Source organism: Streptomyces sp. AP-93 (assembly GCF_022808175.1).
In the GTDB taxonomy this organism is placed as follows: Bacteria; Actinomycetota; Actinomycetes; order Streptomycetales; family Streptomycetaceae; genus Streptomyces.
On the sequence record NZ_JALGBX010000007.1, the window covers coordinates 310,194 to 322,574 of the forward strand.

The window sequence follows — 12,381 nt, forward strand, 5'->3', positions numbered from 1 at the left end:
GACCTGTGAGCCTCCGTCCACACCATGGAACTTACTCCATATGAGTGAGCGAGACCCCATTGGGCCCTTCGGTCGCCGGGCGCCGGGCCCGTCCTGGCGGGCTCCGCGCGCCCCGTCCGTGACGGGTGTGGAGACGGTGTGGCGACGGGTGTGGCGACGGGTGTGGCGACGGGTGTGGCGACGGGTGTGGAGGCGGGTGTGGAGGCGGGTGTACATGGGCGTGGCGACGGCCTCGGGTCCGGCGGCGGTCACGGGGGAGCCGTCACGGTCGGTGACGAAAGTCTCCCCGGTGGATCGTCAGCGCCGGGGGAAGCGGCCGGGTGGGGTCGAGCTGTGTACGCCCGCGCGGTATTTGGGGATCCGCACGGTGATCTTCATGCCCGCGCCCACGCCCGTTTCGATGACGAGCCCGTGGCCGTCCCCGTAGACCTGGCGCAGCCGCTCGTCCACGTTGGGCAGCCCGATGCCCGGGGAGGAGCCCGGCTGCTCCCCGGCCAGGATCCGGCGCAGCAGGGCCGGATCCATCCCGACGCCGTTGTCCTCGATGGTGATCAGCGCCTCGGCGCCCGCGTCCCGGGCCGAGATGGTGATCTTGCATTCCTCGGTGGAGTCCTCCAGGCCGTGCTTGACCGCGTTCTCCACCAGCGGCTGCAGGCACAGGAACGGCAGCGCCACCGGCAGCACCTCGGGCGCCACCTGCAAGGTCAGCTTGAGCCGCTCCCCGAAGCGGGCCCCTGCCAGCGCCAGGTACTGCTCGATCGACCGCAGCTCCTCGGCCAGCGTGGTGAACTCCCCGTGCCTCCTGAAGGAGTAGCGGGTGAAGTCCGCGAACTCCAGCAGCAGGTCCCGTGCCCGCTCCGGATCGGTGCGTACGAACGAGGCGATCGCCGCCAGGGAGTTGAAGATGAAGTGCGGGGAGATCTGCGCGCGCAGCGCCTTGATCTCGGCCTCCATCAGCCGGGTCCGCGAACGGTCCAGCTCGGACAGCTCCAGCTGTACGGACACCCACCGCGCGACCTCGGTGGCGGCCCGCACCAGCACCGCCGACTCCCGCGACCCGTAGGCCACCAGCGCGCCCAGCACGCCGTCCTCGCCGGTCAGCGGGGCCACCACGGCCCACTTCAGCGGGCAGTCGGGCCGCTCGCACTCGGTGCGCACGCTCTGGCTGCGCCCCGAATCCAGCATCACCGCGACCCGGGCCATCACGCGGTGCTCGTGGTGGTCGGCGCCCGGGCCGTCCCAGGCGAGGACGTGTCCGCGGTCCGTCAGGCACAGGGCCTCGGTGCCGAGGAGGGAGCGCAGGCGCCGGGCGGCCTTGCGGGCGGCTTCCTCGGTGAGGCCGGCGCGCAGCGGGGGAGCGGCGAGGGAGGCGGTGTGCAGGGTGTGGAAGGTGGCCCGTTCGACGGGGGTGCCGAGGTCGAGGCCGAGGGCACGCTCGCCCCGCCGGGCCTGCCGGAGCCCCGCCAGCCAGCCGGCGCCCAGCAGCAGCGCCCCGCCGGCCACGGCAAGTACCGAGAGCAGTGCTCCGGTCATGGTGCGCCGCCCTTCGTCGAGAGCGGTGCTCCGCCGGCCGCGGGGGCCGCCTCCGCCACGTCCTCCGGCAGGTGCAGCCGCGCCAGCGTCGCCGCCGTGCCCGGCGGGATCCGCCCGCACGTGGCCAGGGACACCACCACCATCGTCAGGAAGCCCAGCGGGACCGACCACACCGCCGGCCACGCCAGCAGCGTGTTCGCCCACCCCGCCGGGGCCAGCCCGGCCCGCGTCGCCAGCACCGCGCCGAGCGCCGCCCCGCCCCCCGTCACCAGCCCGGCCACCGCCCCCGGCGGCGTCAGCCCGCGCCACCAGATCCCCAGCACCAGCAGCGGACAGAAGGAGGACGCCGACACCGCGAAGGCCAGCCCCACCGCGTCCGCCACCGGCACCGCCGTCACCAGCGCGCTCCCGGCCAGCGGCACCAGGATCGCCACCAGCACCGCGACCCGGAAGCTCCGCACCCCGCGCGAAGGCAGCACGTCCTGGTGCAGCACCCCCGCCACCGCCATCGTCAGCCCCGAAGCCGTGGACAGGAACGCCGCGAACGCGCCCCCCGCCAGCAGCGCCCCCAGCAGCTCCCCGGCGAGCCCGCCCACCACCCTGGCCGGCAGCACCAGCACCGCCGCGTCCGCCTCCCCGGTCAGGGCCAGCTCCGGGGTGTAGATCCGGCCCAGCGTCCCGTACACCGGCGGCAGCAGGTAGAAGGCGCCGACCAGGCCGAGCACCACCAGCGTGGTGCGCCGCGCCGCCCGCCCGTTCGGGCTGGTGTAGAAGCGCACCGCCACGTGCGGCAGACCCATGGTCCCGAGGAAGGTGGCCAGGATCAGCCCGTACGTCGCGTACAGCCGCAGCTCCGGCCGGTCCCCGGACAGCGGCTCCGACCAGCTCGACACGCCCGTCCCGGCCTCCGCCCGGCTCTGCGGCACCGCGGAGTCCGGGGCGAACTCCAGCCGCGCGTGCGCCCGTACGGAATGCTCCCCGGCGCCGAGGGTCACGGACTGCCCGGCGTACGCGTGCCCGTCCACGTGCCCGGTCACCGTCACCGTCAGCGGTGCGTCCAGGGACAGCCGTACGTCCTCGGCGAGCGTGACGGCGGTGTGCTCGCGGAACACCGCCGGGGCGTCGAAGGAGGCGCGCGGAGCGCCGTCCCCCGCCCAGGCCGCCAGCAGGAAGAACGCGGGCACCAGCAGGGCGGTGAACTTCAGCCAGTACTGGAAGGCCTGCACGAACGTGATGGACCGCATCCCGCCGGCCGCCACCGCCGCCGTCACCACACAGGCGACGACCACCCCGCCCACCCAGTGCGGTGCCCCGGTCAGGATCTCCAGGGTCAGCCCCGCGCCCTGGAGCTGCGGCAGCAGGTACAGCCAGCCGACGCCGAGCACGAACAGCACCGCGATCCGGCGCACCCCCTGCGATTCGAGCCGGGCCTCGGCGAAGTCGGGCAGCGTGTACGCGCCCGAGCGCCGCAGCGGGGCCGCGACCAGCACCAGCAGCACCAGGTACCCGGCGGTGTAGCCCACCGGGTACCAGAGCATCTGTGGCCCCTGGAGCAGCACCAGCCCGGCCACGCCGAGGAAGGAGGCCGCCGAGAGGTACTCGCCGCCGATGGCCGCCGCGTTGAGGCGCGGGCCGACCGTGCGCGAAGCCACGTAGAAGTCCGAGGTGGTCCGGGATATCCGCAGGCCCAGCGCGCCGACCAGCACCGTGACCAGGACGACGACGGCGACCGCGGTCAGCGCGTACGTCTGGTTCACCGGCGGGTCCTTCGGCTGCGGCGCGGGCGCGGCCCTGCGCGGGTGCCGGGTCCCGGTCGTGCGTCGGGTCCCGGTCGTCTGTCGGGGTCCCGGGAGTCTATGCACGCGTCCGGACCGGGCGACAGGCCCTCTCGCAGGTCAGGCCGGAACCCGCTCGGCGGGCGGGATCGCGGTGCTCCGCGCAGTCCCGCAGGGCGATCTCCGGCTCCGCGGGCCCGGCCACCGCTGCGGCCGGCGGTCCGGGCGGATCGCCGTACGTCCCTCCTGGTGCGGTGAACGGTGCGTCGCCGCGCCGGACGGTCGGTGCCCGCCGCCGGGACCGCTTCCGCCGGGGCCGCTTCCGCCGGGGTCCCGCGGGTGATTCAGCTCATTGCCTGGCGCATCAGCAGGTCCCGCAGCTCCCGTGTGTGCCTGCGGCTCACCTGGAGCTCGGCCGAACCGACGCGGACCGTGGTGGTCCCGGAGTCCAGGCGCAGTTCGTCGATACGGGCCAGGGCCACCAGGTGGCGCCGGTGGATGCGGACGAACCCGCGCGCCGCCCACCGCTCCTCCAGCGTGGCCAGCGGGATCCGCACCAGATGGCTGGCGCCCTCGTCGGTGTGCAGCCGGGCGTAGTCGCCCTGGGCCTCCACGTACGCGATGTCCGCGATCGCCACGAAGCGGGTCACGCCGCCCAGTTCGACGGCTATCTGGTCGGGCGCGCGGTCGGGGGCCCGGTCCGCGCCGCGCGCGGCGGCGGCCGCCGCGGGGGCTCCGGGGGAGTCGGGGGCGGCCGTGCGGGCCGCCGGTACGGCGGGCACGGCCTCGGCGGCGGTCGCCGCGGGCTGCTCCCCGGACCGGCCGGACTGCGCGCAGGCCCGCCGCACGGCCTCGGCCAGCCGCTCCGGCCGCACGGGCTTGAGCACGTAGTCCACGGCCTTCAGGTCGAAGGCCTGTACGGCGAACCCCTCGTGCGCGGTGACGAACACGATCAGCGGCGGCCGCGCGAACCCGGCCAGCAGCCGGGCGATGTCCAGCCCGGTCAGCCCCGCCATGTGGATGTCGAGGAAGACCACGTCGATGGCGTCGGCCCCGTCCGGGCCGCTCTCCAGCGCCCTGGTGATCCGGCGCAGCGCCTCGGTGGCGTCCGAGGCACCCTCGGCGCTGTGCACCCGGGCGTCCGAGCGCAGCAAGTAGAGGAGCTCTTCGAGCAGGGGCTTCTCGTCGTCGACGGCCAGTACGCGCAGCATGATGCGGAGTCTAGGTTCCGCCCGGCCGGGGCGAAACGGTGCGCGGCCCCCACCCCAGGGGAGGGGGGCGGGGGCCGCGCGGCCGGTTGGTAGGGGGGACCGGTCTGCCGGCCCGGTCTACAGGTGGTGGTCTACGGGTGGTGGTCTACAGGTGGTGGTCTACGGGTCCGGTCTACTGGACGGTGATGAGCTTGCCGTCGGGGGCCACCGCGTACCAGGTGCCGCCGACGCCCTGCCCGTTGATGTCGCCGGCCTTCTTGTCACCGGTGAAGGTGTAGACGGGCCAGCAGTTCACCGTCTGCTGCTTCTTGCCGTCGGGGCGGTCGAGCACCAGGTAGTTCTTCTCGATGATCCCCTTGGTGTTCGCCCGGTCCACCGGCGGTACGACCGGCCACTTGGCCACGCAGTCGCCCTCGCACTTGGAGACCATGGGCCACGCGGTGTCGGGCTTGAAGCGGTAGACCGTCATCCCGTTGCCGTCGACGATGTGGTCGCCGAGCTTCGGGTCCTTGGCCACGGTCAGCGCGCCGGAGGCCTGGCCGGCGCCGCCGGGCGCGGGAGCCGCCTTCGCCGCCTTCTTGCCGTCGGGGGCCGCCGCGAACCAAGTGCCGCCGACGCCCTGCCCGTTCGTGTCGCCCGCCTTGGTGTCCTTGCTGTACCGGTACACGGGCCAGCCCGCCACCGTCAGCTGCTTGCTGCCGTCGGTACGGACCACCTCGCCCAGCAGCGCCGGGTCCATGCCCGCCGCGGCGGTGGCGTCGCCGGCCGCGACCACCGGCCAGACCGTCGCGCAGTCCCCGTCGCAGGAGGACTTGGACGGCTTCGCGGTGTCCTTGTCGAAGCGGTACAGGGTGAAGCCGGCGCTGTCGGCGAGGACGGAGCCGAGCTTCTCATCCTGGGCGATGGCCAGTTGGCCGCCGGGCTTGGCGTCTCCGGCCGCGGCGGCGGCGTCGTCGGAGCCCGAGCCGGACCCGTAGCCGTCGCCCGTGGAGGGGGCCTGGGAGGGAGCGGCGACCGCTCCGGCCGGCTTGGCGGCGTCGCCCGCCGAGTCGCTCCCGCCGCACGCGGTCGCGGTGAGTGCGACGGCGACCGCCACGGCCGCCAGGGTGGTTCCGCGCTTGATGCCCATCTTGATCTCTCCCACGTGTGTGTCCCTGCCTGCGCCGCCGCGTCCCTCCGTCCGAGCGGAGTGGAGCGGCGGCAACTGTGTGCAGGACACGCCCCGTCGGAGCCGGTCTGTTCAATTCCTCCGATGTGGGCTGTTTCACTCACCCCGCGCCGAACCCGGCCCGCTTCATGGCCGTGACCACAGCGAGGCCGAGCGTGCGGTGCCCGGCGTCGTTGGGGTGCAGGCCGTCCGCCAGGTGCTCGGGGCCCAGCACCTCCCGCCCCGGCAGCAGCACCAGCCGCTCGTCCCCGGCGGCGATCCGTTCCCGGGTGGCACGCTCCATCGCGTCGCGCAGGGCGCCCAGGGTGGCGCCCAGCTTGTTCGGGGTGCGCTCCGCGTCGGGGCGCAGCACGGGGGACAGGAGGAGCAGCGGGGTCCGGGGGTGGCCCTGGCGGACCAGTTCGAGGAACGCGCGGGTGGTCTCGTACAGGAGCGGGGCCGAAAAGGGCACGCGGGACCAGCAGTTGGTGCCGAAGGCGAGGGTGATGACGTCGGCGGGGAGTCCGGCGAGCTGCTCGGCGCAGGCCAGCTCCCCGCGCGCGGCGCCCGCGTAGCCGAGGTTGACGGTGTCCCAGCCGAGCGCCCGCCCGGCCACCGAGGGCCAGCCGTGCGCGGGCCGGGTGGACCACCAGCCTTCGGTGATGGAGTCGCCGTGCACCACCCAGCGGGTGGCGGGCGGAGCGGGGGCGAGCGGGCCGCCGATCCCGCGCAGGCCGAGGATCAGCGGGGACTGGGTCTCGGGCGGGTGGATGGTGAACGGGCCAGAACCGCCGGGGAGTTCGAGGCGCACGACGGCCTCGGTGGCCGGCTCGGTGTACAGCTCGCCCACGACCCCGTGCCGGTCCCACAGGGCGAACCCGTGCGCGAGGTCGCGGAGCGCGTCGGTGGGCCCGGGCACGGTCGCCCGGTAGTGGATCTCCACCGCCCGGGCGCCGGGCGCGGTGAACTCCAGACGCACCCCGATGGGCAGGGTGGCCCGCTCGCCGGTGTCCCAGGGCAGCCGCATGGTGTCGGCCGGATCGGCCCGCACGGGGCGTCCCCCGTCCAGCCAGGCCACGCCGCGGAGGAAGGGGGCCGGGTCCAGCCACGGCCCGGCGCCAGCGTCCGCACCCGCGGCCAGGGGCGCGGGGGCGCCTACGCCCAGGCCCAGGTCCACGCCCAGGTCCACGCCCAGGTCCTCGCCCACGCCTGCGCCCACTCCTGCGTCCGGTCCGGCTTCCCCTGTGCTCATCGTGCGCCTCCGACCGTCGGGTACGGGAACTTCACGCCGACGCCGCCGTCCACGACCAGCGTCTGGCCCGTCATGTACGAGGACTGCGGCGAAGCCAGGAAGTACAGCGCGGCCGCGATGTCCCGGGTCTCCGCGACCCGGCCCAGCGGGGCGTTCTCCGCGTTGAGGCGGCGCCCCTCGGGGCCCAGCAGGGCGGCGACCCGCGGGGTCCACACCACCCCCGGTGCCACCGCGTTGACCCGTACCCCGCGCGGGCCCAGCTCTACCGCCGCCGAGCGCACCAACGACATCAGGCCGGCCTTCGCAGCCCCGTACGCGGCGTGCAGAGGGGCCGCGGTGAGCCCCGAGACGGAGGCGACGAAGACCAGCGGTCCGCCGCCGGCCGCGGCGACGGCCTCGCCGCCGTACTGGACGGCCAGCCAGGCGTGCCGCAGCACCAGGTCGAAGTGCCAGTCCCAGCCGGCGTCGTCCAGCTCGGGCAGCGCGGCGTACCGGGCCATGCCGACGATGTCGACGACCCCGCCGACCGGGCGGCCCCCGAGCAGCTCCGGCGCCGCGGCGAAGAGCTCCCGTACGGCCTCGCGGCGCGTGACGTCGGCGGCGTACGGGACGCCCCCGGTCTCGGCGGCGACCGCGCGGGCCCGCTCCTCGTCCAGGTCCACGCACAGCAGGCGGGCGCCGCCCGCGGCCAGCGCGTGCGCGGTCTGCCGGCCGATGCCGTTGCCCGCGCCGAGCAGGACGAGGGCGCGGCCGTCGAGGCGGTGCAGGGCGGCGTAGTCGGGGACGGGGGAGGTGTCGGGGACGGGGGAGGTGTCGGGGCCGCCGCTCACGCGGAGGCCTTCCGGGGCGTGTAGCGGGCCAGCTCCGGGATGACTTCCTTGCCCAGGATCTCCAGGGTCCGCAGGATCTCCCGGTGTTCCAGGTACCCCCACTGGACGTAGCAGATGAGCTGGTCGACGCCGAGGTCCGCGTACCGCTTGGCCTTGGTGACGATCGTCTCCGCGTCCCCGATGAGGATCATGTCCCCGTCGCTGAACTCCCGTACGGGTACGTTCCCTTCGAGGATCGGTGTGAGCAGCGGGAAGGTTCGCTCCCGTTCCTCGGGGCTCAGGTGTGGCAGCTCCCACTCCAGGGTGAACTGCGCCAGGTTGGAGTACCACCAGGCGACCGACTCCCAGACCCGGGGGCCCGGGTCGGTCCGCGGCGGGGTGGCGTGGACCAGGGTGTAGGCGGCGACCCGGTCCGTGGTGACGTCCGTGAGCGGTCGCGGGGCGGCGGCCGCCGCCCGGTAGGCGGCCACCTGGGCGGCCATCGCCTCCAGCGGCTGCATGATCGAGAAGGACAGCAGTCCGAGGCCGTGCGCGCCCGCGACCTCCGCGGAGCCGGGGGAGGTGGCCGCCATCCAGGCGGGCGGGTGCGGATCCTGCACCGGCTTGGGGGTGATCATGCGGCGCGGGAAGGCGAAACGCTCCGACTCGTACGCGAAGTACTCCTCGCGCCACATTCCGGTCACGATCTCGATGGCCTCGCGCCAGTCGTCGCGGGACTTCTCCCGGTCCACCCCGAAGGCCGCCTGCTCCATGGGCGTGGACCGCCCGGTGCCCCACTCCACCCGGCCGCCGGAGAGCACGTCGACGGTGGCGACCTTCTCCGCGATGCGCTGCGGCGGGGTGAAGGCGAAGGGGGTCAGGGTCACGCCGAAGCCCAGCCGGATCTGCTCGGTGAGCCCGGCCAGGTGTCCGAGGAGGACCTCGGGGGCCGGGCAGTGCGAGCGGCCCTCGCGGAAGTGGTGCTCGACCGCCCAGACGGTACGGAAGCCCATCCGGTCGGCGAGCCGGATCTGCTCCACCGCCTCCCGGTAAGCGCGCTGCTCAGCGGCCCGCTGGCCGTGCGGGTGGGCTCCCCGCCAGGGCCGCGGCACGTCGATCTCGTAGAGCACGTCCAGGTCCATGGCGGCACGCTGCGGCAGATCTGACGAAGTGTCAAGAATGCGGGTCGGGATCGCCTGCGCACTGATCGATCATCCCCGCGCAACAAAGGACCATCCAGGACAGATCCGCGCAACGATCAGTCGCCAATGTGCAAGGATGGTGCATTACGGGCGGTATCACTCAGCTCGTAGGCTCACTCGCTGTACGTGGAGTGGCGTGGACCGCCTGCTCGGCGGTCCCCCATGCCCAGGCCTTCTCGGCTTGCTCCTGCTCCGGACCGCTGCGGTCGACGCCTGAAACCCCACCCGCAGTGACAAAGGAGTCCCCTCGTGCTCGATCACGGCCAGGCGCCACCGCTCACCTCCGAGCCCGCGGCGACGCGCAAGCCCGCCCACCCCCTGCTGCGCCGCAAGCCGGTGGAGCAGCTGGTCGCCGAAGGCGGCCAGGGCGAGGGCGGTGCGCTGAAGCGGTCGCTCACCATGTGGCAGCTGACCATGATCAGCATCGGCGCGACGCTCGGCACGGGCATCTTCGTCGTCCTCGGCGAGGCCACCCCGATCGCCGGTCCCGCCGTCTTCATCGCGTTCATCGTGGCGGGTCTGACCGCGCTGTTCTCCGCGCTCTCCTACGCGGAGCTGGCCGGCTCCATACCGGTCTCCGGCTCCTCGTACTCCTACGCGTACGCCACCATGGGCGAGCTCGTCGCCTGGGTCTGCGGCTGGTGCCTGGTCCTGGAGTACGGAGTCTCGGTCGCGGCCGTCGCCGTCGGCTGGGGCCAGTACCTCAACGAGTTCCTCGACGGCACCATCGGCCTCACCATCCCGGAGGGCTTCTCCGCCCCGCTCGGCGAGGGCGGCTACATCAACATGCCCGCGCTGGTCGTGGTGATGCTCTGCATGGTCTTCCTGCTCCGCGGGGCCAAGGAGAGCGCCCGGATCAACTCGATCATGGTCGCCATCAAGATCGTGACGCTGGTGATGTTCTGCGTCATCGGCTTCATGGGCATCAAGGCCGGCAACTACACCCCGCTGGCCCCGCTCGGCGTCACCGCCATCAGCACCGCCGCCTCCATGCTGTTCTTCTCCTACATCGGCTTCGACGCCGCCTCCACCGCCGGTGAGGAGGCCAAGAACCCGAAGAAGGACCTGCCGCGCGCGATCATGCTCTCGCTGGCCATCGTCACCGCCCTGTACTGCCTCGTCGCCCTGGTCGCCGTCGGCGCCATGCCGTGGCAGGAGTTCGAGGGCAGCGAGGCCGCCCTGGCCAAGATCATGGAGAACGTCACCGGGCACGCCTTCTGGAGCGTCGTCCTGGCCGCCGGCGCGATCGTCGCCATCGCCAGCGTCGTCTTCGCCGTCCTCTACGGCCAGACCCGCATCCTCTTCGCGATGTCCCGCGACGGCCTGATGCCCAAGGCCTTCGCCAAGGTCGACCCCAAGACCGGCACGCCCCGCGTCAACACGATCATCGTCTGCCTCTTCTGCGGACTCCTGGCCGCCTTCATCCCGCTGGGCGAGCTGGCGAACGCCACCAGCATCGGCACGCTCTTCGCCTTCGGCCTGGTCAACATCGCCGTCGTCATCCTGCGCTACACCCGCCCGGAGATGAACCGCACCTTCCGGGTCATGCTCTTCCCGGTCACCCCGATCCTGGGCTTCCTGTGCTGCGGCTACCTGATGACGGAGCTGCCGGGGGTCACCTGGATGGTCTTCGGTGGCTGGATGGCCGTCGGGCTCGTGATCTACTTCCTGTACGGCATCCGCCGCTCCCGACTGGCCGCAGCAGACCCGGCCGCAGCAGAGAAGTGATCCACGCGCAGTGCGACTGAACGATCTCGACGAACGCATCGTGCACGCCCTGGCCAAGGACGCCCGCCGCTCCTTCGCGGACATCGGCTCCGAGGTCGGACTCTCCGCCCCCGCCGTGAAGCGGCGCGTCGACCGGCTGCGCGCCGAAGGAGCCATCACCGGCTTCACCGTCCGCGTGGACCCCGCCTCGATGGGCTGGGAGACCGAGGGCTTCATCGAGATGTACTGCCGCCACAACACCTCGCCGGACGACATCCGGCGGGGGCTGGAGCGCTACCCCGAGGTCGTGTCCGCGTCCACCGTCACCGGTGACGCGGACGCCCTCGTGCAGATCTTCGCCTCCGACATGCGGCACTTCGAGCGGGTCCTGGAGCGGATCGCGGGCGAGCCCTTCGTGGAGCGCACCAAGTCCGTGCTCGTCCTCTCCCCGCTCCTGCGCCGCTTCACCTCGGGCGCACCGGCGTAGCACCCCTGTGCCGCGCCGGGCGCCGTACGGGCCATCCTCTTCCCGGGCCCGCGGCGAAGGCCGGGGCGTCACGCCCCCGCGTCACCCCCGCCGGGCCCACTCCCCGGCCAGCAGACGGTACGAGCGCACGCGGTCGGCGTGCGCGTGCGTGATCGTGGTGATCAGCAGCTCGTCCGCGCCGGTCGCGTCCCGCAGCCGTTCCAGCTGGTCCGCGACGGTGGCCGGCGAACCGGCGAACTGGGTCTCCACCCGGTCCGCGACCAGCTCGTGGTCGGCCGCCGACCAGCCCCGGGTCAGCGCACGGGCCTCCTCGGGCGACGGGAAGGGGATGGCTCCCTCGCCGGTCCGGATGCTGTGCACCCAGGGCGCGTACCCGGCGGCCAGCTCCCGGGCCGCGGCGTCGTCCGGGGCCACCACGACATCCGCGGACACGCTCAGGTGCGGCCGGTCCAGCCCGCCCGGCCCGGCCGAGGGCTTGAAGGCCGCCCGGTAGGCCTCGGCGGCTTCCAGCACGCTCGCCGGGCTGACGTGGTAGTTCGCCGCGAACCGCAGCCCGTTCGCGCCGGCCGTCTCCGCGCTCACCCCCGCGCTGCTGCCCAGCACCCACACCTGCACCCCGGCGCCCTCCCCGGGCACGACGTGCGCCTCCACCCCGTCCGGCGAGCGGTACTCCCCGCGCAACAGGGCCAGTACGTCGCCCACTTGCCCGGAATACTCCTGCGGGGTGGCCCCCGGCAGCTGCAGCAGCCGCTGCTGGAGCGCGATGCGCGGGTGCTCGCGCAGGTGGGCGAAGGAGAAGGGCTTCGGGATGCGCAGCCCGTTCGCCGTGGTGTACGCCGCCGGCGGCTCGGCCCCGCCACGGCGCGCCGGCGGCCCGCCCGCCGAGCGGCCCAGACCCAGGTCGATCCGCCCCGGGTGCACCGCGTCCAGCAGGCCGAACTCCTCGACCGTCGACAACGCGGTGCGGTGCCCGAGCTGCACCGCGCCCGAGCCGATCCGGATCGTGGAGGTGGCCGAGGCGGTCAGCGCCAGCACGACGGCGGGCGAGGTCCCCGCGACACCCGGATTCAGGTGGTGCTCGGCGAACCAGTGGCGGGCGTAGCCGAACCGCTCGCTCTGCCGGGCGAGGTCGACGCTGTTGCGGAGTGCTTCGGCGGCCGTGGAGCCGGACGCGATCGGTGCGAGGTCGAGGACCCCGAGCGGGATACCGGGCATTGCGTCCCCCTTTCTTCGGTGACGGGCTTCGGATGTGGTCGTG

10 protein-coding genes are annotated in these 12,381 nt (G+C 73.6%); 2 read left to right on the forward strand and 8 right to left on the reverse strand.

Features of this window, described 5'->3' with window-relative positions:
- Nucleotides 1–297: 297 nt before the first annotated feature.
- From MTF69_RS14850 to MTF69_RS14880, 7 genes are all read right to left on the reverse strand, one after another.
- On the reverse strand, nt 298–1,533 hold the full coding sequence (locus MTF69_RS14850) for a sensor histidine kinase (protein WP_243334445.1): 1,236 nt from the start codon (nt 1,531–1,533) through the stop codon (nt 298–300).
- Nucleotides 1,530–3,290: a cation acetate symporter gene (locus MTF69_RS14855; RefSeq protein WP_243334448.1), complete on the reverse strand. Its 1,761-nt coding sequence runs from the start codon at nt 3,288–3,290 to the stop codon at nt 1,530–1,532. The genes MTF69_RS14850 and MTF69_RS14855 overlap by 4 nt, the downstream gene beginning before the upstream one ends.
- A gap of 362 nt (nt 3,291–3,652) precedes the next feature.
- The gene (locus tag MTF69_RS14860) at nt 3,653–4,519 is read right to left on the reverse strand and encodes a LytTR family DNA-binding domain-containing protein (RefSeq protein ID WP_243334450.1); all 867 of its coding nucleotides are present in this window, start codon (nt 4,517–4,519) and stop codon (nt 3,653–3,655) included.
- 172 nt (nt 4,520–4,691) lie between these two features.
- Nucleotides 4,692–5,648, reverse strand: a complete 957-nt coding sequence (locus tag MTF69_RS14865; RefSeq protein ID WP_279345793.1) for an SCO0930 family lipoprotein — start codon at nt 5,646–5,648, stop codon at nt 4,692–4,694.
- Between the two features lie 139 nt (nt 5,649–5,787).
- Nucleotides 5,788–6,918, reverse strand: coding sequence for a GDSL-type esterase/lipase family protein (locus tag MTF69_RS14870; RefSeq protein WP_243334453.1), 1,131 nt, complete (start codon nt 6,916–6,918; stop codon nt 5,788–5,790).
- Nucleotides 6,915–7,748 (reverse strand): SDR family NAD(P)-dependent oxidoreductase, encoded by an 834-nt coding sequence (locus MTF69_RS14875; RefSeq protein WP_243334455.1) that lies wholly within the window; start codon nt 7,746–7,748, stop codon nt 6,915–6,917. The genes MTF69_RS14870 and MTF69_RS14875 overlap by 4 nt, the downstream gene beginning before the upstream one ends.
- The gene (locus MTF69_RS14880; RefSeq protein ID WP_243334456.1) at nt 7,745–8,869 is read right to left on the reverse strand and encodes an LLM class flavin-dependent oxidoreductase; all 1,125 of its coding nucleotides are present in this window, start codon (nt 8,867–8,869) and stop codon (nt 7,745–7,747) included. The genes MTF69_RS14875 and MTF69_RS14880 overlap by 4 nt, the downstream gene beginning before the upstream one ends.
- 309 nt (nt 8,870–9,178) lie before the next feature.
- Here MTF69_RS14880 and MTF69_RS14885 point away from each other — a divergent pair, with 309 nt between their 5' ends.
- Both MTF69_RS14885 and MTF69_RS14890 read left to right on the forward strand, forming a co-directional pair.
- Nucleotides 9,179–10,657: an amino acid permease gene (locus tag MTF69_RS14885; protein ID WP_243334459.1), complete on the forward strand. Its 1,479-nt coding sequence runs from the start codon at nt 9,179–9,181 to the stop codon at nt 10,655–10,657.
- A 10-nt stretch (nt 10,658–10,667) separates the two neighbouring features.
- Nucleotides 10,668–11,123: an Lrp/AsnC family transcriptional regulator gene (locus MTF69_RS14890; RefSeq protein ID WP_243334460.1), complete on the forward strand. Its 456-nt coding sequence runs from the start codon at nt 10,668–10,670 to the stop codon at nt 11,121–11,123.
- A gap of 81 nt (nt 11,124–11,204) precedes the next feature.
- On the opposite strand, the gene MTF69_RS14895 is transcribed toward MTF69_RS14890, so the two are convergent.
- Nucleotides 11,205–12,338: an LLM class flavin-dependent oxidoreductase gene (locus tag MTF69_RS14895; RefSeq protein ID WP_243334462.1), complete on the reverse strand. Its 1,134-nt coding sequence runs from the start codon at nt 12,336–12,338 to the stop codon at nt 11,205–11,207.
- Nucleotides 12,339–12,381: the final 43 nt, after the last annotated feature.

Excerpts from the sequence above, each read along its gene's own strand:
- MTF69_RS14880 (WP_243334456.1), bottom strand. The coding sequence starts at position 8,869 with ATGGACCTGGACGTGCTCTACGAGATCGACGTGCCGCGGCCCTGGCGG.
- MTF69_RS14895 (WP_243334462.1), bottom strand. The coding sequence starts at position 12,338 with ATGCCCGGTATCCCGCTCGGGGTCCTCGACCTCGCACCGATCGCGTCC.
- MTF69_RS14865 (WP_279345793.1), bottom strand. The coding sequence starts at position 5,648 with ATGGGCATCAAGCGCGGAACCACCCTGGCGGCCGTGGCGGTCGCCGTC.
- MTF69_RS14870 (WP_243334453.1), bottom strand. The coding sequence starts at position 6,918 with ATGAGCACAGGGGAAGCCGGACCGGACGCAGGAGTGGGCGCAGGCGTG.
- MTF69_RS14860 (WP_243334450.1), bottom strand. The coding sequence starts at position 4,519 with ATGCTGCGCGTACTGGCCGTCGACGACGAGAAGCCCCTGCTCGAAGAG.
- MTF69_RS14850 (WP_243334445.1), bottom strand. The coding sequence starts at position 1,533 with ATGACCGGAGCACTGCTCTCGGTACTTGCCGTGGCCGGCGGGGCGCTG.